At 57.6% G+C, this 25,015-nt stretch carries 15 protein-coding genes and 1 riboswitch; of the genes, 5 read left to right on the forward strand and 10 right to left on the reverse strand.

Translation table 11 applies throughout. The annotated features are described in order from the left end of the window. Positions 1–6: 6 nt before the first annotated feature. From MJO47_RS11715 to MJO47_RS11735, 5 genes are all read right to left on the reverse strand, one after another. The gene (locus tag MJO47_RS11715; protein ID WP_253961308.1) at positions 7–1,410 is read right to left on the reverse strand and encodes a YncE family protein; all 1,404 of its coding nucleotides are present in this window, start codon (positions 1,408–1,410) and stop codon (positions 7–9) included. Positions 1,411–1,455: 45 nt separating this feature from the next. Further along, the gene (locus tag MJO47_RS11720; protein ID WP_253961309.1) at positions 1,456–2,631 is read right to left on the reverse strand and encodes a cytochrome C; all 1,176 of its coding nucleotides are present in this window, start codon (positions 2,629–2,631) and stop codon (positions 1,456–1,458) included. Between the two features lie 155 nt (positions 2,632–2,786). Next, on the reverse strand, positions 2,787–3,938 hold the full coding sequence (locus MJO47_RS11725; protein WP_253961310.1) for a hypothetical protein: 1,152 nt from the start codon (positions 3,936–3,938) through the stop codon (positions 2,787–2,789). A gap of 32 nt (positions 3,939–3,970) precedes the next feature. Continuing rightward, positions 3,971–4,055, reverse strand: a riboswitch (cyclic di-GMP riboswitch). A 119-nt stretch (positions 4,056–4,174) separates the two neighbouring features. Continuing rightward, positions 4,175–5,221, reverse strand: coding sequence for a 6-bladed beta-propeller (locus MJO47_RS11730; protein ID WP_253961311.1), 1,047 nt, complete (start codon positions 5,219–5,221; stop codon positions 4,175–4,177). 348 nt (positions 5,222–5,569) lie between these two features. Continuing rightward, positions 5,570–6,295: an energy transducer TonB gene (locus tag MJO47_RS11735; protein WP_253961312.1), complete on the reverse strand. Its 726-nt coding sequence runs from the start codon at positions 6,293–6,295 to the stop codon at positions 5,570–5,572. A gap of 315 nt (positions 6,296–6,610) precedes the next feature. On the opposite strand from MJO47_RS11735, the gene MJO47_RS11740 reads away from it, so the two are divergent. After that, a complete protein-coding gene (locus MJO47_RS11740; RefSeq protein WP_253961313.1) occupies positions 6,611–9,073 on the forward strand; it encodes a TonB-dependent receptor plug domain-containing protein in 2,463 nt (820 codons plus the stop codon). Here MJO47_RS11740 and MJO47_RS11745 read toward each other — a convergent pair. Together MJO47_RS11745 and MJO47_RS11750 are read right to left on the reverse strand one after the other, a co-directional pair. Further along, positions 9,070–12,192, reverse strand: coding sequence for an LVIVD repeat-containing protein (locus MJO47_RS11745; RefSeq protein WP_253961314.1), 3,123 nt, complete (start codon positions 12,190–12,192; stop codon positions 9,070–9,072). The genes MJO47_RS11740 and MJO47_RS11745 overlap by 4 nt on opposite strands. A gap of 57 nt (positions 12,193–12,249) precedes the next feature. Next, a complete protein-coding gene (locus tag MJO47_RS11750; protein WP_253961315.1) occupies positions 12,250–14,697 on the reverse strand; it encodes a response regulator in 2,448 nt (815 codons plus the stop codon). Between the two features lie 186 nt (positions 14,698–14,883). Here MJO47_RS11750 and MJO47_RS11755 point away from each other — a divergent pair, with 186 nt between their 5' ends. Next, on the forward strand, positions 14,884–16,386 hold the full coding sequence (locus MJO47_RS11755) for an SDR family oxidoreductase (protein WP_253961316.1): 1,503 nt from the start codon (positions 14,884–14,886) through the stop codon (positions 16,384–16,386). A gap of 131 nt (positions 16,387–16,517) precedes the next feature. After that, entirely contained in the window at positions 16,518–16,826 is a 309-nt protein-coding gene (locus MJO47_RS11760) for a hypothetical protein (RefSeq protein ID WP_253961317.1), read from the forward strand. A 197-nt stretch (positions 16,827–17,023) separates the two neighbouring features. Here MJO47_RS11760 and MJO47_RS11765 read toward each other — a convergent pair whose 3' ends face one another. The 3 genes from MJO47_RS11765 to MJO47_RS11775 all read right to left on the reverse strand — a co-directional run bounded on the left by MJO47_RS11765 (position 17,024) and on the right by MJO47_RS11775 (position 18,801). Next, positions 17,024–17,356, reverse strand: a complete 333-nt coding sequence (locus tag MJO47_RS11765; RefSeq protein WP_253961318.1) for a type II toxin-antitoxin system RelE/ParE family toxin — start codon at positions 17,354–17,356, stop codon at positions 17,024–17,026. Then, the gene (locus MJO47_RS11770; RefSeq protein ID WP_253961319.1) at positions 17,353–17,622 is read right to left on the reverse strand and encodes a type II toxin-antitoxin system ParD family antitoxin; all 270 of its coding nucleotides are present in this window, start codon (positions 17,620–17,622) and stop codon (positions 17,353–17,355) included. Before MJO47_RS11770 ends, MJO47_RS11765 begins: the two co-directional genes overlap by 4 nt. A 225-nt stretch (positions 17,623–17,847) precedes the next feature. Next, positions 17,848–18,801 (reverse strand): L,D-transpeptidase family protein, encoded by a 954-nt coding sequence (locus MJO47_RS11775; protein WP_253961320.1) that lies wholly within the window; start codon positions 18,799–18,801, stop codon positions 17,848–17,850. Between the two features lie 197 nt (positions 18,802–18,998). Here MJO47_RS11775 and MJO47_RS11780 point away from each other — a divergent pair, with 197 nt between their 5' ends. Continuing rightward, on the forward strand, positions 18,999–20,765 hold the full coding sequence (locus tag MJO47_RS11780) for an autotransporter assembly complex family protein (RefSeq protein WP_253961321.1): 1,767 nt from the start codon (positions 18,999–19,001) through the stop codon (positions 20,763–20,765). Then, positions 20,759–24,916: a translocation/assembly module TamB domain-containing protein gene (locus MJO47_RS11785; RefSeq protein WP_253961322.1), complete on the forward strand. Its 4,158-nt coding sequence runs from the start codon at positions 20,759–20,761 to the stop codon at positions 24,914–24,916. Before MJO47_RS11780 ends, MJO47_RS11785 begins: the two co-directional genes overlap by 7 nt. Positions 24,917–25,015 lie beyond the last annotated feature (99 nt).

Consider the following 25,015-nt stretch of genomic DNA (forward strand, 5'->3'; position numbering starts at 1 on the left):
TGGCGGCTAGTCACCCATGAGTACGGCAGCATAGCTGCCGGCCTCAGCCTCAAGCAGGCCGAGTCGTTTTTTGCTCACCAGATCGTATTTGGCTACTCGATTGTGGCGAGTGGATACAACGAAAAGAGCATTTTCTTCCAAGTCGACATGGAGCCAGACGGCTTCTTCGTCCCCTTGCAGGGTGTCAATGGGCAGGCTTAAAGCCGGGTCAATAAAGGCGATTTCGCCGGATGCCATCCCCACGTAGACCAGGCCGCTGTGGGGATGGACCGCCAGTGAGCGGGCCCCGTAACCGACCAGGATGCGGTCGGTTACCCTGAGGGAGGCAGCGTCCAGCACCAGCAGGTAGGGCGAGTCGTCCGTGATCAGGTAGAGTGAGCGTCCATCCGGGCTGGCGGTTCCCCGGATGGGGCTGAACTCCAGGTTCGCCGAGGCGATGATGTCCTGCCGATGGGTGTCCACCAGGGCAAGCGTGTTAATGTCGGGCTGCAGCAGGTACACCAGAGTGCTGGCGGGGCCGAAAAAGACCGAGCCGGGCGCTGTCGTCAAGAGCAGGCGGCCTTGCTCGGCGAGGGGGGAGGTGCTGACGATGCTCAGGCTGGCCGTCGCCGCATTGGCCGTCACCAGGGTGCCGCCATCGGGGGAAATAGCCAGTTCACTGGGGCCGTCGCCGGCGCGCAGGCGCAGTTTGTCCTGAACTTTCTCATTGATTAAGTCGATAGCGGCAAGGCTGTCGTCCCCGGCCAGGGCGACGTAGGCCCGGCGTTGGCGGGAATCGAGTGCCAGGCCCTTAGGTTGACGGCCGACGGTCAGAACACCCACTACCTGGGACGATCTCTTTTCAAAGACGCTCAGGGTGCCGGCATCGCTGTTGCTGATCAGGCCTTTGAGCTCAGGCAGGGCCGGTCGTGACTTCCACAGGCTGAAAAGCGGCGTCAATCGATAGCCATCCGTTACCAGACGCTGGGGTTCCAGGGCCAGAAAGAGGGCCAGGGCGCTGTCCGGTAATACACGAAAATCTTCCTTGAGTACGAAAGGTTCTTCAGAAACGAGCAGGGAGATCATCCCCTCGTCCGTGCGCAGTTCGGCATTGGCGACGCGCAAACTTAACCCCTGGTAATCCCCGGGCGGCAGGGGGGTAGCCAAGAGGCGTTTTTGCATCTCCATCATCCGGTTTCCGTCCAGTTTTAGGGGCGACGTCGTCAAGGGAACGGGCACCCCATCGGCGCGGATAGCGGCGAAATCCGCCAGGGTCAGGGTCAGATTCTGGGCTTCCTGGGGCAGAGGCTGTACATAGAGGCGCAGACCGTAATCCGGCTGGCTGACTGCGGGGGAGGGGATAACGGGCAGGCTGCAGGCCATCAGCAGAAAGGGCATCAGCAGCACGTTAAGTAAAAAAAGTCTATTCACCTTCAGCTCCTTGTGTCCGCCCTAAGATGAGGATGGACTGCCCATTCAGGGGGTTCCCTGCGGATGGCATTTCTGGCAGAACGACCCCTGGCTGCTGCCGAATTCAAGGGAAATGTTTCGTCCGTAAGTGCTGTTGCTGACATCGGTGACGGTGGCGCCGCTGTCGCCGATGGCCGGGTGCGAATTCGCCAGCAGGTTGGCGGTAAAATCCCAGCGCCCGGCGTACATGAAGGCCGAAGCGTGGGCGCGGTGGCAGGTCAGGCACATGACGTTGGCAGTGGCATCGGGTCCTTGGGTGCTGGTGGGGTCGAGCAGGGCCGTGCTGGTGGTTCCTCGTTCAAAGGGAACAAACTGCAGGTAGGCCATGGCCGCGATGCCGCTGAGATCGCCGGTACGGATATAACTGTTGTAGTTGGCGGCGATGTCCGCTTCTAAGCGCGCATCCACGCCGATGGGGTGTTCAAAGGTGCCATTCCCCACCTGATGTTCGTTTGGCAGCATGGCGCCATGGCAGTTGCCGCACCATTCGCTCATGCCGGCCCCGTAATCGACATGGGAATCGTCTGATTCGGCAAAGGGACGGGACGGATTCTGTCGCGCTATCGGGGCATCGTATGTAAAGGCAAAGCCATTGGTGACATAGTCGGAACCGCCGAGCAGGCGGTAGTTGCCGGCACGCGTGCCCGCAGCCGGGTCTTCCCCATAGGAGCCGGAAACAGAAATGGGAGCGCCGGTGCCGTTGAGTCGGCCGCCATGGGGGTCATGGCAGCTGATGCAGGTCAGCGCCGCGGCGGGGTAGGAACCGCCCGGCGCGTTGACTTTGTTGGGGTCGGCCGTAAGACCGAAGTCGCTGGCGATTATGTTGTGACCGTGACGGGCGGCGGGGCTGGTGCCGCCGGCCCAGCTGAAGGTTTTGGTGACCCAGTAAAAGTCGCCACCGGGAGTGAGCGCCGAACCGTCGAAGCTGTAGACGGCAGCCGAAGTCGGGCCGCCGGGGCCGGCATGGCAGTTCAGGCAGAGGGAGCTGGCATCCGAGGCCCGCAGCAGCCAGGTACCGGAGCCGGTTGACAGGGGCAGACCATCTTCCGAGTGGTGCATGCTGTGGCAGCCGTTGCACGAACCGGCACCACCTGTATGAAAGGCGGCGGTCGCCTCGACCGGAAAGGCAGCGAGGAACAGGGTGATCATGGCGACCAGAGATGTCAGTATGGGCTGGGACATGGTACCCACCGAGAGAAGCACAGCTGTCAGATTAAGAAGTCGCTGTTCATAAAGCAGGGATTGTGCGTCGAAAAAGAGGGCTGGCGACTTAAAAAACCGCCAGCCCTTTATAAAGTATTACAGGTAAAACATCTTATGCCAGAGTAGACCGGCGATTAATCCTGTACGTGACACTTGTTGCACAGGGAACGCTGATAGTGACCGTAGCCGTTGGTGAAGGGGGTGCCGGCCGGGTCAAAAACGGCCACGTCAACTTCGACACCGTGTTTGTAGTATTCCTTGGCTGCTGCTGTGGGCAGAACGGCGCCCGTACCCGTCAGAGTTGTCCAACCTTCAGCGATAAAGGCTTCGGTCTGGTCCCAGCGCAGGGCGTTGGGGAAAGCCGAGGCATGGGCGCGATGGCAGGAAAGGCACATAACCTTGGAGCTGCCGTCAACACCAACGCCAGCCGTCAGGGCATCGGTCGGATCAGGCAGGTCAGAAGAAGCGGTGGTCACGCCGCGCTCGAAAGGCACCAGGGGATCGTAAGCGGTAGCGACGGTGCCGGTGTAGTTACCGGTAGCAACATAGCTGTTGTAGACGGTGGGTACGGTGACGTCGGTCGGGTGCATGCCGCTGGATGCACTCTGGCTGTAGAAGGCGCCGTGACAATTGGCGCACCAACCGGACATGCCGCTGCCGTATTGGGTGGAAGCACCGTCGTAGCTGTTGGCGCGGGCGATAGGAGCGTCTTCGGAGAAGCCGACCTTGTTGCTGTCATAGAGGATGCGGTAGTTACCAGCGATGGTGCCTGCTACAGGAACGGCGCCATAGGAGCCGGAGACAGAGATGGGCGCGGCGCCACCGATGGTGCCACCTTGGGCCTGGCCGTGGGGGTCATGACAGCTGGTGCAGGAAAGGTTGGCGGCCAAGTAGGAGCCGCCAGGGGCAGCGGTCAGGTTGGTGTCCGCGGCGATGCCGAAGTCGGCGGCGATGACGTTGTGGCCCATGTTGCTGTAATCGACAACTTTAACACCACGCTGGTAGTAGGCATACCCGTTGTCTTTAACCCAGTGAAAATCGCCGCCTTCGTTCGTGTTGCTGCCGTCGGCGCTGCTGACGTGATAGCGGGCGGCGCCATCGTGGCAGTTGAGACAGGTGGAGCTGGCGTCGGAGCCCTGCTGCAGGGACGGGCCGCTAGCGGCGCCGCCGTGCATGGAGTGACAGCCGTCGCAGTGGGCGACGCCGCCGTCATGGAAGGCCAGGGCCAACCCGCTCATGGCGAATGTAAACAGAATGGCAGAACAGATAACAAAAAACTTCTTCATTTTGATCCTCCTGAAAATCTTTTAGATTGGGTCCGAACAGCCCAGCCATCCCCTTCACCTTGAAGTGGATCTGTGACTTTGTGTCCCCACCTCGCGATGGGTTTACCTTTTTCGGAGGATGTGTGGATAGCCGCCTTATGGCTGGTATCCGTGGTCTTGCGGGTATTGCTTTTAGGTTCACCTCCTTTCGTCAAAGGGCTGTGGCAGAGCCCCGAATTGGTTGGCAGCCCCAGCGATCAGTTCGTGTCAAATTGGAGCTTGTACACACTGACCCCCAGGTTGGCTGCCTGAGACACATACACCGTGTCGTTTTGATCGTTGATGGCAACATCGTCGGGAACAATGAGGTTTTGCGGTGCAGCCCCGCGATAGCCAAATTCGGTCACAAACTGAAAATCCTTATCGAAGACCAGCACTACGCAGCGCAGGCGATCCGACACATAAATACGGCCGGCAGCGTCCGCCTCGATGCCGGAGATGACGCCGAACTTGCCTACGGCGCCGCCTGATACGCCAAACTGACCCAGGGTACCGTCCAGGTTGTAGCGGAAGGCGGAAAAGAGGGTGGCGGCAGTGAAGTAGATCTCTCCCTGATTTCCCACGGCGAAACCGTTAATCTCGGCGCTGCTCAAGGCTTTCAAGTCATCTTGCAGCTTGCGTTCCTGTGAGGTGCGCAGGTCGGCCTGGCTCAGAGCTTTGTTGATCTGCTCTGCTAGCAGTTGCCGCAGGTCGATGTGGTGCTGGTATTGCCCCTCGGCGGAAAGGACGAGCACCTGCATGGCTTCAGAGTCGGCCAGGTAGAAGTTGCCGTTTTTAAGAATGATGAAGTTACCCTGAAAGCCGCGAACGGTATCGGGCAGGTCGCGAGGCATGATCTCGCCTAAAGGAGCCCCTTTGTAGTCGAGGTGCAGGATGCGGTTGAGGGGATTTCTGTAGAGCACGTAGAGATCGCCATTCTGACCCGAGGTGATATCCAGGGCGGAAGAGAGCCCCAGTTCTTCGCCGAAACCAAAGATCTGCATGGCCTCATTGTTGTAGATCTGAATGGCGGAATCTTCACGGTTGAGGGCGTAGACTTCACCCAGTTCCGGGTTGACCGCCACCCGGGCCCACAGGGAGGGTACTTCGCCGCTGAAGTCGGAAAGTTTGTACATGTAGGTGGCCTTGGCGTCGCAAAGGCCCATCGAAGGGGACAGCGACAGAGCTGCGGCGAAACAGCCACCAAGGAGGCACTGCAGCAGCGCCGGTGATTTGGTCCTTGTGTGGTTGAATGCTCGCATCATGGTTAGCTCACCCAATGTGTTTTGAAAACCGGATTGGTGTCGCGTTGGCTTTCTAATGAGCATAAAGAATGCCAATTGCCATGCCACCTGCTAAAGATTGCACCTTATGGATTTTTGTATGATGGCGAGAGGACAAGGGTTTGGGGGTGAAAAGAAATATTTAGTTGGCGGGTAGGAAATGGCGGCAGGCGAGAAGAACGCTGTTTTGAAATGAGTTGCCTTTAATTTCAAGAAGTTTGGCAATGTGTTAAATGCCATACCGAGGTGTGGCATTTAACGAATGGTGGGGGTTTTCACCCACCGAGATTGGGGATCTGGCTAGGGTGAAAGGTTGCTAATGTTTGGGGGTTAGGAGGGTTGCAACTGGAAGCGAACCGGCAGGCGAACCTCGGCTTCGACGGCCCGGTCGCCCCGGTGGGCCGGACGAAAACGCCAGCTTTTCACCGCCTTGACGGCGGCACGATCGAGCAGGCCATATCCCGAGGACTCTTCCACCTGAACATGGAGGACGCGACCACCTCGACTCACCCTGGCCCGCAGCAGCACTTCGCCCTGCCAGCCTCGTTCCCGGGCCAGGCGAGGGTAGCTGGGGGGTGGGTTTTCAGCATAGACCGGCACCGCCTCGACCAGGGCGTTGGCGGGAGCAGACGGAGGTTTGTCTGCCTCTTTGTTGACCCTTGGCGGTTGAGTCGCCACGAGGGTGTTGTCGGTAGCCTCCTTGGCAGATTCCGTCGATGGTTCTGGCCTGGGCTGGGGGGCTGGGGCCGGTTTCGGCTTGGGAAGCACCGACTTTTCAGCCACCTCATTTACAGGCAGAGGCTGCGGTGCGGGAGGCTTGATGGCTGGCTTTTTCGGAGTCAGGGCAGGGGGCTGGGGATCTGGTTCAGGAGCTTCGGGGTGAACCTCGGCCGCCGGGGTCGGCTCGCTCACCACCGCGACCGGCAGGGTTTGAAAGGCGACCTCGATATTGTCCTCCAAGGGCTGCACCCGCGAGATGGGGGGCGGAACCAGCAATAGGGCGGCGTGAAGCGCCAGGGCAACACCTGTCCAGAATATCAAGGCTGTTTTGCTCATGTATTTCATGAGATGTTTGCAAAGGCTGGATGAGTGAAAAATATCATTCGAAAATAATGGGTTCCATGGAAATATTTATATTTTAGATTAACTATTCTAGATCAGGTAGGCTTGCTTTAATAAGTAGATCCAGCTAATAAGGCCTGCCATATGAGGGATAAATAATCATGCCTGTGAGTGTTAATCCTTTATCCAAGGTGCCTTATTGTATACGATAAGTCCTTGTTTTGTAAGCTGAAAGAATGCAAATCTTGATTTTTGTGTTTAGGGGGATTGTACGTGGAGACGAATAGCCTTTTAAGGATAGTCACTTCGTTGGGTATTGCCTTGTTTTTAACTCTGGCCATGGGGACTTCCAGCCTGTGGGCCCAGGCCGCTAGTGCCGATTCTAGTCAAGCCGAGTCGACCTCGAATGAGCCTGTCGCTGATGACGCTATACCCGAACTTTCACGGGTGACCGTGATCGGTGTGGCCGTGGCTCCTGTCGAGGCGGGCACGACGACTCTGGACAGTGAACTTCTGGAGAACCTCCCCACCGGCGATGGCACCCTGACAGAACAGTTGCGCATCCTACCCGGAATCCAGTACAGCGAAGAAGCCAATTCATCGTTTACTGGCGGTGAAATCGCTCCGCCAAAAGTCTCCATCTCCGGCGGGCGGCCTTACGACAATAATTTTCAGATTGACGGATTGGGGAACAACAGTCTGTTGGATCCTGAGTTTTTATTACCAAACAATATTACGAATGTTCCCGGGCATCCCCAGGAACTCTTTCTCTCTCCCCGTCTGCTGGAGTCCGTCACCGTGCATCGCAGTAATGTGTCGGCTCGTTACGGTGGTTTTACCGGCGGCGTGGTGGAAGCGGAAACCCGGGATCCGGCCAAGGAGTTCGGTGGGGATCTGTATTATCGCACTACCCGGTCGGCCTGGACCGAATTTCACCTGGATCCCGCTGACGCAGAAGATTTCACCCAATCCACCTCGGAAGATATGCAGCCGCGTTTTTCCAAGCACGAAGGGGGCTTTTCCCTGGACCTGCCGATCAACAGCCGGATGGGGCTCCTGGTTGCCTACCAGCAGGCCTACGCATCGATTAATCTGACCCACCTTGCGGAACCTGAAAAGCAATACCGCAAAAACGAAAATTTCTTTCTCAAATACGCGCTGGAGATATCCCCCGAAACCATACTGTCTCTTACGGCGACTCACGCCCCCTATGAAGCCGATTATTTTTTGAAAGACACCCGGGACAGCAGCTATACGATAAAGGGGGGTGGCTCGGGACTTTCAGGCACGCTGGAGAGGATCTTTGCTTTTGGCGGGCTGGAAATCAACGCGGGCTATCGGTCGAGTCGCAACAGTCGTCGGGCGCCTCGAGACTGGTTCAACTGGTACATGACGGAGCCGACCAAGGATTGGGGCAGCCTGGTTGGATCCAATTTCAGTAAAGAAGGCGGCAATGGAGATATCGACACCGTTCTGGATACCTGGGAAAGCAATGCACATCTCGCCTTTGAGCCTTTCCGCCTCTTGGGGACCACACATTATAGCGCCATCGGTCTGGGCTTTTCCCATAGTGCCGCCGAGTATGATCGTCCTGACACCACTACCCGCTACACCTTTAGCCGTGTCAACGATCAGGTCGTCTGTCTAGAGGGCCAAGTAGACTGCGTCACTGGCGAACAGTTCATGATCAATAAAAACATTTACGAACAGGATCATGTCCGGGCCAGCCTCAACCAGTACTTTTTTTACGCTGAAGATGAAATGGTTCTTGGCCGCCTGGCTTTCCGACCGGGCGCGCATCTCTCCTACAACGATTATCTGGAAAACTGGGACCTGGGTCACCGCCTGCGTTTGAAGGTAGATGTTTTCGGGAAGGGGCAGACGATTCTTTTCGGTGGCCTTAACCGTTACTACGGTCAGACCTTTCTGACCCATAAACTGGCGGCAGGTAAGAAACCCAGCACCGCCTGGACCCGCAGCACCACGCTGGACGCCGATTTTCATCCGCAGGAATGGATATTTAAAGAGCCTACGGTTATTCCCGCCACACAGATTTCCCATCTGGATACTCCCTATGTCGACGAGTGGACGGCCGGTATCGATCAGGCTCTTCTCGGCGGCAGGCTGCTGCTGGAATATCTGGAGCGCAAGGGGCGGGACTTGCTGGCATTGACCATCAACTCCAAGGATGAAAACGGCTATGTCTATTCCGAATGGAATAACAACGGCCGCAGCTTTCACCAGGAAGCGAGCCTGGCCTGGGAACGCTGGTGGGGTCGGGATTATCTGAACTTCAATATGACCTGGCAGGACAGCACTTCGAGTAATGAAAGCTATGGGGACCGATTTGAAGAGGATGACGCCTATGAGAAGGTGCTGTACAACGGGGATGTCCTGTTTCTCTGGGAGCTGCCCAGGGCAGATTTCAACCGTGAATGGGTGGGCAACCTGACCCTGGTGAAGACCCTGCCCGCCGGTTTCACCTTCACCAACGTCACCAAGTACCGCAGCGGGTATGTGGGACGACAAACCACCAGCTTTCCAGAGGGGGCGCCGCCCGAGGTGGTGGCGGTCTACGAAGACGTCAAACGCCCGAGTTCGACGATTTTCGACTGGAAAATAAGCTGGCAGACGGCCGTATCCGAGCAGCAGACTCTGGTGTTCAACCTGGAGGCCTACAACGTGTTCGATAAAAAGGTCTACGTGGCAGATGCCGAGGACGAATACGAACTGGGCCGCCAGATCTGGGCGGGGATCGAGTATCTTTTCTAGGGAGCGGAAAGATCGGCCCTGAGGACAGGGGCTGCCGAAGCTGTTCCCGTCAATTCGAGGCCTCCGTGCAATTCGGAGAAAGACCCGCGGTTGTAGGCGCGCAGAGTGTAACGGCCTTCTTTGCCCGGATACGGCAAGGTCAGCTTGGCGGTGTTTGGGTTGATAATCTGCGTTTTCAGTGGCGAGGCCGGAAGCCGCGCCCTGATCAGACCGGCTTCCACGCTGGTGAAAAAGCCCTCGTTCTGTCGTATGACACCGTTTCTGGCATTTCCTGGGAGGTCTATGGTACCGGTGCTGACAGGATTGTGAGGATCTGACACATCCAGAACATGAATGCCGGCTTTATTGTCGGCCAGGTAAGCCCTCCGATCTTTTACGGTCACCCAACTGGAAAAACCCTGCGTATTAAACGTGCTGACGATACGAGGTTTATCGAGGCGGGATATATCCACCACCATCATGCCTTCCGGGCCATTGGCCACATAGGCAAAAGAGTCCTCCAGTGCCACACCCATGGCGAAGGCAAACTCCCGCCGCGGCCAAGGGAGCTTGACGGAGGAAACGACCTGTGGATTCAAATGGTCGCTCACATCGACAATCAGCAATCCTTCCGAACTGTCGGCAATAAACGCGTGGTCGCCGCTAACAGCAACGCCCGAGGCTTGCCCCGGTGTCGATAGGGTGCTGACCACCCTGATTTTCTCCAAGTCCGAGACATCCAGAATCAACAGGCCTTTCTCCCGGTCAACGATATAAAGCCATTGTTTCTCCACGGCCATTTCGACAGGAGTTTCAAGCCATAAAGGAACTTTTTCTTTTACTCGCAGGTGTTCAGGGTTGCTGATATCGACCACCACAATTCCACCCGTTTGGTAGAGAAGATAGACGAGGTCGTTTTGGGCAACGATTCTCTTGGAAAGCCTTAGGGCTGAGTGGGAAAACAAGAGATCCCCCAGGTTTTTCTCGTTGATATCGAAAGACTGGATTCCCCAGGTCGCATCCCCCATGAAAAGATTTGTTTCATTCCTGGCCAGGCAGGTGGAACTGAAGGAGTTGGCGGGAATCAATAGACGTGATATCTCCTCAAAATGGGAATTCAGTTTGAGGCACAACAGGTGGTCGTTTCTTTCAAAGTTTTCGCCAGCGACGTAAATGTTAGGCCAAACCACGGCCACAGACAGCGCCTGACCTTTGAAGTTAGTCGGAATCGACTGAAGCAGGCGGGGGCTCACTGGATCATGGACGTCGATAATCTGCAGACCCGCTGACCCGCCGGCCAGAAAAATCGTATTCTCAAAAAGATCCATTTTCATGGCCGCTCCGGGCGTTTTGAGAGTGGCCAGATGTTGTGGTCGGTGGGGTTGACCCATGTCGATAATATGAAGACCCTCGGACTCGACCGTCACATAAAGATATTTCTCCGTAAGGATGAGGTCGCGGATGTTGCCTGGAATGTCAATGGAGGCGATGACTTTTGGGAGGAGGGAGATGCTGATGTCGAGCACCCGTAGGCCAGCCTCGTCAAGGGCCACCACCGCCAAACCCGTTCGGGCGGCGATAGCGGTGGTTGTTCCCAGGGCAAGTGGCGGTCCAATCGCTACAGGAGCTTGGGGATCGGTGACGTCCACCAGCAAAAGTCCGCCTGGGCCGTCAGCCACACAGAGTGTGTGATCGGTCAGCGCCAGGGCTTGCGTCTTGCCCGTCGTCAAAAGCCCGCCGATTTTCTTCAGAGTGCTGGGGTTGGTCGTATCGTAGATGTGGATACCGTAGGTCGGGTCGGCGGCGTAAAGCAGCGAGTTTTGTGCTTTCAGGTCGTTAATAGTGGTGACCAGGTCGGTCTCATAGGCCAGGTGGCCAATGGTCTTAAAGGGGGCAGACCCGCTGGGTGACAACACTTCCAGGAGGTTCTTTCGGCTGCTAAAGAGCAAATGTTCTCTTTGCCCGCCTGATTCGCTTACACTCGCATTTCGGGCGGGATAAACGTCGATCAGGGGTGTCGTGGCGCTATCAATGTCCAGAACCTGAATACCCTCATGGCCATCGGCCAAAAAGGCTGCCCCACCCGCAAGATGTATCTGACGGGTGTTACCCGGTGTGTCCCACCCCCCCTTGAGTTGAGGGTTTCTGGCGTTGGTCACATCATAAATTGTTAGACCGTTGGTCCCTTCACATACAAAAGCTTGATGGCCGAACACCCGGATGCCAAAGGCTGTTCCCCTGGTGTCGGTACTGCTGAGCCACTTGGGATTGACTGGATCGGAAACATCGAAAATATGCAGGCCCGCACGGTTTCCGGCGATAAAGATCTTTCCATCGGCGTAATCCACATCAAAACATTTATCCGGTGTTTCAACCGAATGGAGAAGAATGGGGTTGGCTGGGTTGGTAATGTCGATAATATGCAAAGAATTTTTGTTGTCAGCGATGTAGGCAAAGTGACCATTTATGACGACATCGAAGGCATGACCGGGAAGATCGAGTTGTGCGAGCAGGCGGGGAGGTCGTGAATTGCGAATGTCGAAAAAGTGCAATCCCGCTTTGCCGCTAGCGACAATCGCCAGGTTCGGGGTGGTGGCAATGCCGAAGGTTGGTTCCGGCAGATGGACGACATCCAATGGGATGATCCGGGTTGGATTCTTGATGTCGAATAACTGTATTCCGCCTTTTCCGGCAGAGACATAGGCGATATCCCCAACAAGGGAAAGGTCCCAGGCCGAAGGATTGTCTCCCACAAGGGGAGCGGCTCCCAAGGGCCGCAATTTTGAGGGATTGCTGATGTCGAAGCTCTGCAGCCCCTGTTTGCCGACCGCTACAAACGCCGTATCACCCCGGATGACCAGGGCGTTGGCTGCTCCCCAGGTGGAAGCCGTCCCGATGATAGCGCCTTTGTTGCTGTAGTCCGGATAAAACGAGAAGCGGGTATCTCGGTCGAACCCCCAACCTTTGACGGTGACCTGCAGGGAATCGGCGCCCGCAGGCAGGTCGGCGAGAAGGGCTTCGTCAATCTGAACCGATGCGGACCCTTTCTTGTCGAGGGTCTGTATCGCCAGAACGAGGGGCGCCATCAGAAGGACGCAGACCGCCAGGGTGGAAAAAATCAATTTGGATGTTTTGGCCATGGGGCAAAACTCCGGACCATTTAAAAACACATGAGGTGGATAGAGCGACCCAAAGAATTAAATCCTTGGGATGGCGGAGGCCTCTTTTTCGGCCTGCGCAGCCTCTTCGGGCAGCCATCTGCCGAGAACCTCCAGCAGTTTTGCCTGACGGAAGGGCTTGGCGAGGTAGTCGTCCATGCCGGCTTCTTTGCAGCGGTCGATGTTCTCGATCTGGGCGTCGGCGGTCAGGGCAATGATCGGCGTCTTGATATCCATGGCGCGCAGGTGCCGGGTCGCCGTATAACCATCCATGATCGGCATCTGGCAATCCATGAGGACAAGACTGAAGTCCTGATCGACGAGAGTTTGGATTGCGGCTTCGCCGTTGGGCACGGTGGTGACCTCGTAGCCCATCTTGTTGAGGATGATCTGGATCAGACGTTGGGTCGCCGGCGTATCTTCGGCCAGCAGAATACGCCCCAACGGGTGAACGAGTGGTTCTTCCCCAGGTGCCGAAGAGGCTGTTTGGGGGATGGACTGGTGGGGCATCGCCGTTCTGTCGTGGAGGACGTCATCGATGACCTGCGCGAGGCTCGCCAATTTTACGGGCTTGGAAATGATCGCCTGAAAATAGGTTTCCCAGCGGTTGTCCTGCAGGCAGGGGCTGACGGGAGGGCAGAGCAAAAGAGCCCTGCTTGACTTCAAGGCCGTTTGTTGGCGCAAAAGGCGAATCTGTTCAAAGGTCCCTTCGGTGTCTTTGCCTGAACAGCAGCCCATAATGGTCAGGGTGTAGGGATGTCCCATGAGGGTGCGCTTGGCTGACAGGGTTTTGGCTTCCGCGTGGGTGGCGACCCTGTCCACGTCGCAACCCAGGCTCTGCAGGTAGTGGGTCAGGACGCGGCGCTGGGTCGGGTTGGGCTCGATAACGAGAACCGTTGTATTGTCCGGCAGGTGCGGTAGTGCTGCACTGCATACGTCCAGCCTTTGATCTTCTATATCGAGGTCGAGGGTAAAGGAAAAAGTCGATCCTTGGCCCGGGGCGCTGTCCAGCAGGATTTCGCCGCCCATCATGGCGACCAGTTGCCTGGAAATGGCCAGGCCCAGCCCGGTGCCGCCATAGTGGCGACTGGTGCTGGAATCCGCCTGCGAGAAGGAATCGAAGATCTGTGCCTTGGCGGTTTCGTCGATACCGATCCCCGTGTCGCTGACGCTGAAGCGGATGCCGGTGTTGCCGCCGCGGCCTTTGTCTAGCTCAAGTTCGACCACCACCTCGCCGCGCTCGGTGAATTTGACGGCATTGCCAATGAGGTTGAAGAGCACCTGTCGCAGCCGGGTCGGGTCACCGACAACCCTTTGCGGGAGCGTCATGGGAATAAGGCTGACCAATTCCACCCCTTTGGAATAAGCCTTCTCGGTGAATAATTCCACCGCTTCTTCGATGGCTTCCCTCAGATTGAAATCAATGGTTTCCAGTTCGAGTTTGCCGGCTTCGATCTTGGAGAAGTCGAGAATGTCGTTGAGAATGGCCAGCAGTGTTTCGCCGGAATGATGGACGGTTTGGGCCAGGCTTCTCTGGTTGGCATCCAGCGTTGTACCCAGCAGCAGGTCGGTCATCCCGAGAACGCCAATCATGGGAGTTCTGATTTCGTGACTCATGTTGGCGAGAAAGCGCGACTTCGCCTCGTTAGCGTTGTCGGCCAGATCCTTGGCCGCCTGCAGTTCGGCCGTGCGCTGGCGAACCTGGTCTTCCAACTCTTCCTGGTGTTTAACCAGCTCCGCATTGCGCTCTTGAAGTTGCTGCAGAAGATGACTGAAACCGGCGTCGAGCAGCTTGAGCTCGTCCTTTTTGCGCGTGCCTCCCGGCATGGGATCCATCTGAAATTCAGAGGTCGACCGCATTTTCCCCACCAGATCCAGAACGGGCTGGGAAATGTGCGCCTGCAAATGCGAGGCGATGAAATAGGCCGCCAAAATAGACAGCGCCATCACACCGATACCGGCGATGGCGAACCAGAGCAGGCGGCTGTAAAGGGAATCGAGGTCGGCGAGGAGGTAGATCATGCCGATGCGCGTCGTGTCATGAATGACAGGAGTGAAAGCGGAGAGACCGTTGGACGAAAAGAAGTGGTGAGCCTCGCCCCTTTCGATAGCGGTTTCCAGCCGACGGGTGTGCTGTGGCGAATTTTCGGTGAAGCCGAGAAATTTCAGGCTCTCACGGTCTTTGACAAACTGGGCGACGGGTCGGTTCTTCTGGTCGAAAATATAGGCTTCGCGGATGCTGGCTTCGGAGTCGAGGGCGGCCAGGGTATCATTCAACAGGCGCTGATTCTGATAGCTCAGGGGCATGCGCGCATTGGCCGCGATAATTTCGGCGACGGAAGAAACATTGGCGACAAGTGCCCGCCGGTAGGATACAATTTCCGTGACCATAAAGGCGACGGTGGTCAGCAGAAGGACGACCCCTGCCGTGACCATCATGATCGCGGTCAGTTTTTTCTGGATGCTCATGCCCCGAAAAAACGTCATAGAAAATCTTTCCAGATTTAAAATGTGTGATTTATGCGGCTTTTAGTAGGGGAAGACAGAGGCCTTCGACCTCAGGATTAAAGCGTCTGTATACTATCAGCACGGTCTATTAATGCCAAGACTTTTTACCGGCACCCCCTGTGGCTTAAGCAGACTGAAACTGTGGGTAATCGCGAGGAAAGTGTCATGTCGGGACATAAGGATCAGCGGCCTGTCCTGGTCACGGGAGGGACAGGCTATATCGGTAGCCGCCTGGTGCCGCGGCTGTTGAAAGCGGGCCATCGCGTACGGGTTCTGGCGCGGTCTGCGCAAAAAATAGGGCAGCGCGCGTGGGGACACCATCCGAACCTGGAGGTTGAGGAAGGGGATGTGCTTAATCCGGCGGATTTGAAGCGGGCTCTGTCCGGATGCCGGGCGGTTTATTATCTGGTTCATTCGATGAACCCGAAAGTCAAAAGCTTCGGTTCGGCCGACCGTCTGGCAGCGGAAAATATGGTAGAAGCATCGCGTTTGGCCGGGGTACAGCAGATCATTTACCTGGGGGGGTTGGGAGAAGAATCCGCCGATCTCAGCCAGCATCTTGTCTCCCGGCACGAGGTGGCCGCTATTCTGCAGCGAGGTGACGTACCGGTGACGGTGCTGCGCGCCGCCATGGTGATCGGTTCCGGCAGCGCCTCTTTCGAAATATTACGCTACCTGGTGGATCGATTGCCCGTCATGGTCACACCGCGCTGGATTGATACGCCCTGTCAGCCTATTGCGGTCCGGAACGTGCTCACCTACCTCATGGGGGTGCTTGATAACCCACTGGCTCTGGACAAGACTTTTGATATTGGACAGCCAGAGGTGGTGACCTACCGGCGCCTGATGGAGATCTACGCGGAAGAGGCCGGCTTGCGAAAACGCCTCATCCTGCCCGTTCCTGTTCTTACTCCCCGTCTCAGTTCTTACTGGATTCATCTGGTGACACCGGTGCCGGCGGCCTTGGCGCGCCCCCTGGCCGAGGGCCTGCGTAATCCGGTCATCTGCCGGAATGACGATATCCGAACCCTTGTGCCGCAGACTCTGCTGGATTGCCGTGAGGCGATTCGCCTGGCTCTGGAACGCGTGAAGCAGCAGGCGGTGGAAAGTTCATGGCGGGAAGCTGGCGATATGCTTCCGGCGGAATGGAGCGATCCTGGCGATCCCCAATGGGCTGGGGGAACGTATTACGAAGACTGCTGGCGTGTCGTGGTCGAGGGGAATCCCGATAACCTCTGGCCTTTCATCCGGCGCATCGGCGGCTCTACCGGCTGGTACTATGCTGACTGGTTGTGGGGGGTGCGTGGGATTGTAGACCGGCTGATTGGCGGTGTCGGGTTGAGTCGTGGTCGTCGGAACGATGAAGACATCCTGCCTGGTGATGTGATTGATTTCTGGCGTGTGCAGCGCGTTGATCCTCCTCGGTCTCTGTTGCTGGTGGCGGAAATGAAACTGCCCGGTGAAGCGGTTCTGGAGTTTTCCTTGAAAAGCTTCGGCGATGGGAAGACCGAACTGCGTCAAACCGCTCGATTCCTCCCTCGCGGCATGGGGGGCATTATCTATTGGTATCTGGTCTACCCGTTCCATGTGCCTGTCTTCAAAGGAATGCTCCGTGGCATGGTCGAACGCTCTGGGGCCTCCTTGCTGGAGGGACCGGCGCGCCCCTGATTTTCACCGAAAGAAGCAGGATGGGGTAGGGTTTTTTCAGAAATTAATCTTAATTAGTCATTGACAGGCGCTCAGAACCTGCTTAATTTATAGCAGTTCCATGTAGCCAAAAATTTAAAAGGAGGAATGACATGAACAAGTTCAAAATGGCTTTGGGCGCAGCAGGACTGGGAATGCTTCTCATGACTGGTTGCTCCGCACAACTCTCTCAGGCAGACAAAGATTTGATGAACGAGGCCCTTCAGGCCAGCAAGTCGGCTTCTCAATCGGCACAGACGGCTGAGGCTGCCGCTACCCGCGCCGAGTCCGCTGCTGCCAAGGCTGACGCCGCCGCTGCCCGCGCTGAAGCTGCCGCTACTGCTGCTCAGACCAGCGCCGATCAGGCTAAGGACAGCGCTGACAAGGCTCTGAAAGCCTTCGAAATGGGCCTTAAAAAGTAATTCGGTTTTACTGATTGATTAAAGAAAAAAGCGGAGATCCGTTGCTACGGGTCTCCGCTTTTTTTGATGTTTTTGTCTCATCCTGAAATAAGTTTACATCGAGGAGACTTATTTATAGACACTGCAATGAAAAAGCGGAAGAAAGGTTGTTGCCGCTTTTGAAAAAGGCGACATAAACCCAACTTTTGCTAAGCGTTTTAGTGCCCAGGGTTGCTGTCGCCAGAGTTTTTTTCTGGCAGGATTGTTTCGTAATCCTGGCCGCCGTAGAACACGCCGATAATTGAAACCAGATCGGTGTCAACATGGAAAGCGATCACTGTACGTTTCTTGTAATTGGTTATACGTAAGCCTGGACGCACGTCATCGCGCATTATGCCACGATGTGGGAACGTATGTAGGCTCTCACAGTAGCTCACGATTGCCTCGGTGTATTGCGCTGCAATTTCGGGAGAGGCCGCTTCTGCAATGTAGTGGTACAGGGCAGCAAGTTGATCCACGGCCTCAGGAGTAAAGATGACGCGATAACTCATCGTGTTTTAGTGTACTCGGCGGCCAGTCGGGCACGCGCTTGGTCAATAGTGACGGCACGAGATGGATCGGCCTTCAGCGCATCGTAGGAAGGTCCGACTTGATTGTGCAGCCAGTTCTCAACGGCGCGATCACGTGCCATAAGAGCCCGCAGTCCTTCTCGTATGACTTCGCTGTCACTGGCGTACTCGCCGGCCCGTACCTTTTTTTTCACCATGTCCGCCATCTCGTTAGGCAGTGTGATGCTCATTTTTTGGGTGGTTCGCATGTTCGCCTCCAATTTGCAGGGTAGGATTAAATACTACCATATTGTTCCCACGCTTTTCCAGTCATTAAGAAACTCGTTATGTTGTATAACGGCCTGTCAGGAGCAAATAACCACCTGAAACACCTCATCTCAGGCAGGGCATGAAACCTCCAGAAGAAGTGCATAGAAAAGCCACCTCCAAAAGGGAGGTGGCTTAAGAAAAACCCGTCAATCTTTTTTAGGACGTCAGTAGCTGACTTTAGCGTCCAGAACGAGAGGAGCGAAGGACTCAGCTGGGCTGGAAATTGGGAGAGGAATGCCGCGCGCTTCCTGCAGGGCCTTTTCCAGTTCCGGCCAATCGATAGGGCCTTTCCAGTCGAGAGCGTGCCGCAGGCGAAGGGACTCGTTCAGGGGATCTTCGACTCGTTCAAGAAAGTCGTCGTGGATTTCTGCCAGGAGAACACCGTCATGAACGGCCATCTTGATGGGCTGATAGATGATGCGAACCGGCGTACCGACCTTTACCCGAGGGAACAGGTCTTTGACGTCCTCGGGGTAGAGCCGGATGCAGCCATGACTGACGCGACGACCGACGCCAAGGGGTTTGTTGGTGCCATGGATTCCATAGCCGGGGATGGAAAGACCAATCCAGTAATCCCCCAACGGATTTTCTGGACCCGGCGGTATGGTCAAAGGACCGTCGGGCCGTTCTTCCCGCACGGACGCCGGCGCAGTCCACGAGGGGTTCTGCACGCGGTTTTTGACGGAAAACAGTCCTTCAGGCGTATCGAGGCCTTCAGCTCCAACGGAAATGGGATAGGCCCGAATGCGCAGCTGACGGTCTTCTTCCCAGATGAAATAAAGCCTCAGTTCGGCTAGATTAATAGTAATACCCGGGGTGAGTCCGGCGGGGAGAATCATGCTGTAGGGCAGAGTGATTTCGGTGCCGGGTTTGGGCAGCCAAGGGTCCACGCCGGGATTGGCGTGAAGCAAGGCTTTGTAGCCCAGACCGCCTCGCCATGCCAGCCGGATGAGGTCTTCGTCAGGTCCCAGATAATAGGGCCGATTTTTCCCGACGATCTGGGGGGAATCCAGAGAAGTGATGTAGGAGTCCTCGACCAAACGGGGGTACCAGCTTTGAGCCGAGAGGGGGAAGGCCAGGGTGGTCACCAGCAACAGAAATAAAATTCGCGTCAACATGGCGGCCATTATAGACAAAAAATTTTTTTTGCCTATGGAAAATTGGACAAGGGGCGGGCAGGGCTTTTTGGTGCTTTACGCTGTATTGGCCTTGGTGTATGCATGCAGGGGAGGGTTCGCAGCGGTAAGGCTCGGTGGTGCCCCTTGGATATTCTGACTGGATACGGACAACGGATTTTCTCTTTCTAGGTGTGCGTTTGCGTAGTCGCTTTCATCTAATAGCTGTTCTTCTCTTTTTCTGTCTGCCTTTCCTCTGGCTGCCGAGGCCGGTAGCGGCGGCCGAACCCCTGCGTGTAAAGGTCTCCGGGGTTGAAGGGGAGATACTGCAGAACGTCGAGGCGGCTCTGGCCCTGCCGACGGGCCTGATTCGTAATGGCCAGGTGGATCGGCGCTGGTTGAACCACTTTGTCGGACAGGTGCCGGACAAGGTACGCAAGGCCATGGAGCCCTATGGCTATTACTCGCCGCTAATCACCGCCGATACGGTCGAAGATGACCAGGGCCTTGTTTTGAATGTACGGATCGCTCCGGGGAAACCGGTTCTGGTCGAATCGGTGGATCTGGTGCTGGAGGGGGCGGGCGCCAACGACAGGCGTCTTAAGGAGTTACTGCGCCGATTCCCGCTGCGCCGGGGCGACCCGCTTCGGCATGATCTCTACGAAGAGGGCAAGGGGGCCCTGAAGGCTCGGGCCATTGACAGCGGTTATCTGCAGGCGGATTATCGCCTGCACGAAATTCGGGTCGATCCAACGCGCTATGCCGCCGATATCCGACTGGTGCTCGAAACAGGCCCTCTGACCTATTTTGGCCTGGTGTTTTTTGAAGGCGCCCCCAACTTCCCTGAACGTTTTTTCCACCGCTACTTAGCCTTCAAACCGGGCGACGTATTTTCCTATGAAAAGCTGGGGCAGACCCAGTTGAACTTTCTGGATTCGGACCGCTTTCGGGAGGTGGTCATCACGCCCGGACTGGAAGCGGCGGTGGATCAGCGGGTGCCGGTCAATATCCAACTAACTCCCTCGCCCCGTCAGCGGCTGCGCCCCGGGGTTGGCTACGGCACGGATTCCGGCGCCCGCTTCACGTTGAAATACAAGGACGTGAACAGTCTGCATCTTGGCCATGAACTGAACGCCGATCTGATGATCGCCGAATATAAGCAATTTCTGACCTCGAGTTATACGATCCCCAGCTATCGCAACAAGGAGGCGCACACCGTTTTCCGTCTTGGTGTGGATCGCGAGGATATCGACACCTATACCACGCGCTCCATCTTTGCCGAGAGCGAGCGGGTCTATGCCCTGGGACGAGGACGTCTCGGCTCGGTCTTCCTGCGCCTGTTGCAGGAAGATTACACCATCGGCGGCGAAGATTCCCGCTCCCGCATGGTCATTCCCGGCCTGCGGTATTCAGCCCGTCGCTATGACGATACAGTCAGACCGCGCAAGGGATTTCATCTGCGGGCCGAAATCCGCGGCGCTCACGATAGTTTCGGGTCAGATACCAGTCTGCTGCAGGGGTGGATTCGGGCCAATGTCTTGAGGCCCTTGCCGTTTCGCCTTTCTCTGATTGCCCGGGTAGAAGGTGCGGCAACCTGGCAGAAGGACCCGATTGAGGAGGTACCCGCCTCCCTGCGGTTTTTCGCCGGAGGCGACAACAGCGTCCGCGGCTACCGCTATCAGTCCCTGGGGCCGGTCGATTCGGAAGGAGAGGTTGTCGGCGGCAAGCATCTGCTTGTCGGCAGTCTGGAACTGGAGCGGGCCTTGTTCGAAAATTGGGGCGTGGCCGTTTTTTATGACGCGGGCAACGCCTATGACACCCTTACGGGCATCACCTGGGCCCAGGGCGTCGGCATCGGGGTGCGCCGCTACACTCTCGTAGGGCCTGTGCGGTTGGATGTCGCCCGTCAGGTCGGCGTGGATGACCCCGGTTACCGTTTCCATATCAGTCTGGGGGTCGGATGGTAATGTCGATCCGTAAAAAAGTGCTCCTGTCTCTCGTCCTGCTGCTCATGGCAGGGATTTTGGTGTTCGCCTTCTGGCTGCTTCGTACCACGGCCGGTGCGTCCTGGCTCCTGAGCCTGACCGCCCGTTCGAGCGCGATCGATTTGCAGGTCAAGCACCTTCAGGGCAGCCTGACCGACAACCTGGTCCTTGAGGAAGTTCAGCTGCGTTGGGCTGATGGTGAGATCGAAGCCGCCGCTTTTCAGCTGGACTGGCAGCCCCGTGACCTTCTGGTTGGCCGACTTCATCTGACCACGCTGGCTCTGAAGCAGGCCGTGATCCGATTGCCGGCAGCGGAAAAGGAACGAGTCTCTCCTGATGGCCCTACTGTCCTGCGATGGCCCGATTTCCCCAAACTTTTCAAAAGAGTTAAAGTCCGGATTGACCATCTGGGGTTGCAGGATGTTGCCTTTGAACGCGCCGGACAAGAAATTTTGGCCGGTAGTCTGCGGGCACGGCTGGGGCTGGACAGGGGAAAGGTGGCCCTGGAGCAGTTGGATCTGGATAGCAGCGTCGGCCGTCTCCAGGGTTTTGTCCACGCCGGACTGCTGCAGCCCTCCCTCGAAGGATCTCTGCAGGTGCAATTGCCCCAGCCTGTTCATGAGGTGAACCGCCTGAGTCTTTCCCTGCTGCCCATCACCGTGAACGATGCCCTGCTGGCGGTCCGGCTGGAACTGACCGCCGCCGCTGGCGAGCGGCCTGTCGGGGCGCTGGATGGAAACCTGTCTCTCTTTCCCGACCACCTTCTTTTTGAGGACTGGATCCTGACGCAAGGGGAGCACACCGGTCAGGCCGAGGGGCGCGCCGAACTTCGCTTCGCCGAGAGCGAGCCCTGGCTGGAGACCGATCTGCAGCTGACCGCCTGGGACCTCACGCCGGACCTGGGTTATGCCACTTCCTTGTCCGGCCAGCTATCCCTGCAGGGCTCCCTGTCCGGCTACTCGGGACGGTTTGACCTCGCCAACAACCGGCCTGCCTGGGAGGAGGTTGCCTTGGCCGGCAAGGTGGAAGGCGACACGGAGGGCCTTTTTATTCGTGATCTGCGGGGGCGGTGGCTCGAGGGCGAGGTGGCCGGCGACCTGGCCCTCGGGTGGGGTCAGGGCTTCAGCCTTCGTGCGGAGCTGCAGGCTGACGCTCTCAACCCGGCCAACATCGGGCCATCATGGCCGGCTGGCCCTGTGGAGGTTGACACCCGCCTCGATATCGATAAGGGAAATCTTCAGGCCCTTTTTCTTCGTCTGGAGGGGCAGGGAGCGGACGTTCGCCTGCAGGGAGAGTCTCTGGAACGCATCGATGTGTCCGTGGCGCTCTCGGCAGGGCAGACTCTGCTCCCCGTTGAAATTGAGCAGGGAGGCATAACCGGCTGGGTCGGTTGGCGTGCTGGTCAGCCTTTCGGCACCCTGGCCATCCGGTCTTCTCGTTTGGCAGGCTATGGCCTTGAGGTAGACGGGCTGGACCTTTCCTTGTCCCGCTTCGAACGCGATGCTCCCTTTAACGTCGCCCTGGAAACAGCTCAACTGGCCTATGGAAGCCTGGCTTTCGACGGCCTGCGAGCGACGCTGCAGGGCGATCTGGCCCGGCATGAAGGGCGCGCAGAGCTGCGCTGGCCGACGGGGCAGGGGATTCTGGCTTTGATGGGAAACTATGCCGAGAAACACTGGCGGGCCACTGTTCATCGCCTGGGCTGGGAGGATGCCGAGGCCGGCACCTGGGATCTTGAGGATCGGGCCGAATTTCATTGGTCCAGGGAAGAATTCGGACTCACCCCTCTGGCTTTGACCAGCCCGCAAGGGGGAAGGGTCGAGATCGGGGGAACCGTCGAAGTATCTCCGCTGGTTATTTCGTCTCAGGCGCAATGGCAGAGCTTGGATCTGGCCTTGCTCAATGTCTGGTCAAAGGATCTGGAGCTCGCCGGGAAAAGCACGGGCTCGCTGCGTCTTGAACGCTTCGGTGCGGAGGCGGGCCGTGTCCTTCTGCACACCGAAACAGCCGGAGCGCTGTCACAAAAAGGACAACGGGTGGAGTTTCGCGACATCCGCATCGATGCGGACTGGAACTCCACCGGTCTGCAGGGTGAGGGTCTGGTTCTGCTGCCTGAGGGGAAGGTTTCGGCCCAGATTCGTTCCCGGCAGCCGACAAGCTTTTCGCTACCGTCGGACTATGACTTTACCCTGACCTGGCAGGATGTTCATCTCGACCAGTTTGCTCTGCTACTGAAACCGCTGGAGACGGACGCCATCCTGTCCGGACGTCTGCAGGGGCGTTATGGTGAGGAATCCGGTCTGGTGCTGGACGGCACGAACGATTTTTCCGGCAGCTTCCTGCTGGGCGATCTGCACCTGGAGGCCCGGGCCGCCTCCCTGGGGCTGGTGTGGGATTCCCGCCGCTTCGCTTTTGAGGGCGATGTCCTGTTTGAAGAAGGCGGCAGACTGACCGCTCATCTCGAGTCAGAGCAGGAACAGGCGAGAAAACCATTCACCTTTCCGAGGCAGGGCAAGGTCGCCATCGAGTGGAGTCACCTTGACCTGATCGCGTTGCAGCCCTACCTGCCCCTCGGCATGGACCTGCAGGGCACCCTGTCGGGCGAAGTTCGTGGTCGCTGGTTGGATGGCTGGGAGCTGAACCTGGCGGCCTCGGCGGCCATCCACGATGGTCTACTGCAATATCATGATGAACAGGGACTGGTGTCGGTGCCGCTGCGTGAGTCCCGTTTCTCCTTGACCTGGCAGAAAGAACATCTGCAGGGCGAAGTGTCTCTTGCCCTGGCCGAGCAGGGTCAGGGACACGGCACTTTTCGCATCCCGCTTGGGGCCAGGCTGCCGACAAGCTTGAAAAAGGAAGCGCCCCTGCGGGGAGAATTGGCCGTATCCGCTCGCGAAGAGGGCTTGCTGGCCGCCGTTATGCCCGGGGTGATTCAGGAAACCCAGGGGCAGGTCGAGCTGGACCTGCGTCTGGGCGGAACCTGGCTGGCGCCCCAGTTGACGGGGCAGGTGGGGCTGACAGGAGGTGGAGCCTATGTGCCGGCCGCCGGCATCCAGGTCAAGGATGTGGACCTGCGGGTCCGTTTTGATGGCCGGCGCATAAATATCGTGGCGTTCCGTTGCGAATCCGGGGGTGGCACCTTGGCGGGGGAGGGCACGATTTTACTGGAGCAGTGGCGCCTGGCGGACTATCGCTTTTCGCTGCAAGGTAACCGTTTCGAGGTCATCCGGCTGCCTGAACTTCGCGTGAAGGCCAGTCCCGATCTGGTTGTCACCGGGTCTCAGGGGCGCACTTCCGTCACGGGAGAGGTCCAGGTGCCGGAGATCCTCGTGTTTGATCGGCAGGCGCCGGCTACCCTGCGAGCCAGCCACGATGTGGTCATTGTTGGCCAGGAAGCGAAAGGAAAGGAAATCCGTCCCTGGCAGGTGGATGGCCGGGTCCGGTTTGTTCTGGGAGATCGTGCCCTGGTGAAGGTCGGCGGGGTAGATGCTCGCCTGGAGGGCGCGGTCACGGTTACAATGCAGGGGCTGGATCGGATAACGGCCCAGGGACAGATCTCGGTGGTGGACGGCGCCTACGCCGCTTATGGACTGCGGCTGGATATCGACCGGGGGAGTATCGTGTTCGGCGGCGGACCGGTCGATCAGCCTTCGCTGGATATTCTGGCCCTGCGCCATGTCGGCGAAGTGAAGGCCGGGGTGCAGATCACCGGGACCCCAAGGGCGCCCGTGGTGAAACTCTATTCGGACCCTCTCATGCCGGACACGGATATCCTCTCCTACGTGGTGTTGGGACGCCCCCTGGAGGGTGAAAGGGGCGATTCCAGTGCCCTTATGCTGGCGGCCGGCGCTTTGCTGACCAAGGGGGAGTCCGCCGTACTGCAGGACAAGATACGTCGCCGTTTCGGCCTTGACGTGCTCGATATCCAGGCCGGCAACGGCGATGTGGAGACCTCCATGGTCACCATCGGCAAATATCTCAGCCCCCGCCTCTACATCAGCCTGGGGCATTCCCTTTTTACCCAGACCAACGAGGTGCGTCTGCGTTACGACATCTCCAGGCGCTGGCAGCTGGAAACCGAAATGGGAACGGTCAGCGGCGCCGACCTCTTTTACAAGGTCGAGTTCCAGTGAGACAGGGAGTCGGTGGGTGCCGAAGAGCTGAAGAGCTTGACAGCGGCCAAGGGGAATGCTAAAAGGTCACGTTTTCAGTACCGTCAACAACCCGAATGG

The sequence above is a fragment of the Desulfuromonas sp. KJ2020 genome, from assembly GCF_024197615.1.
Lineage (GTDB): Bacteria > Desulfobacterota > Desulfuromonadia > Desulfuromonadales > SZUA-540 > SZUA-540.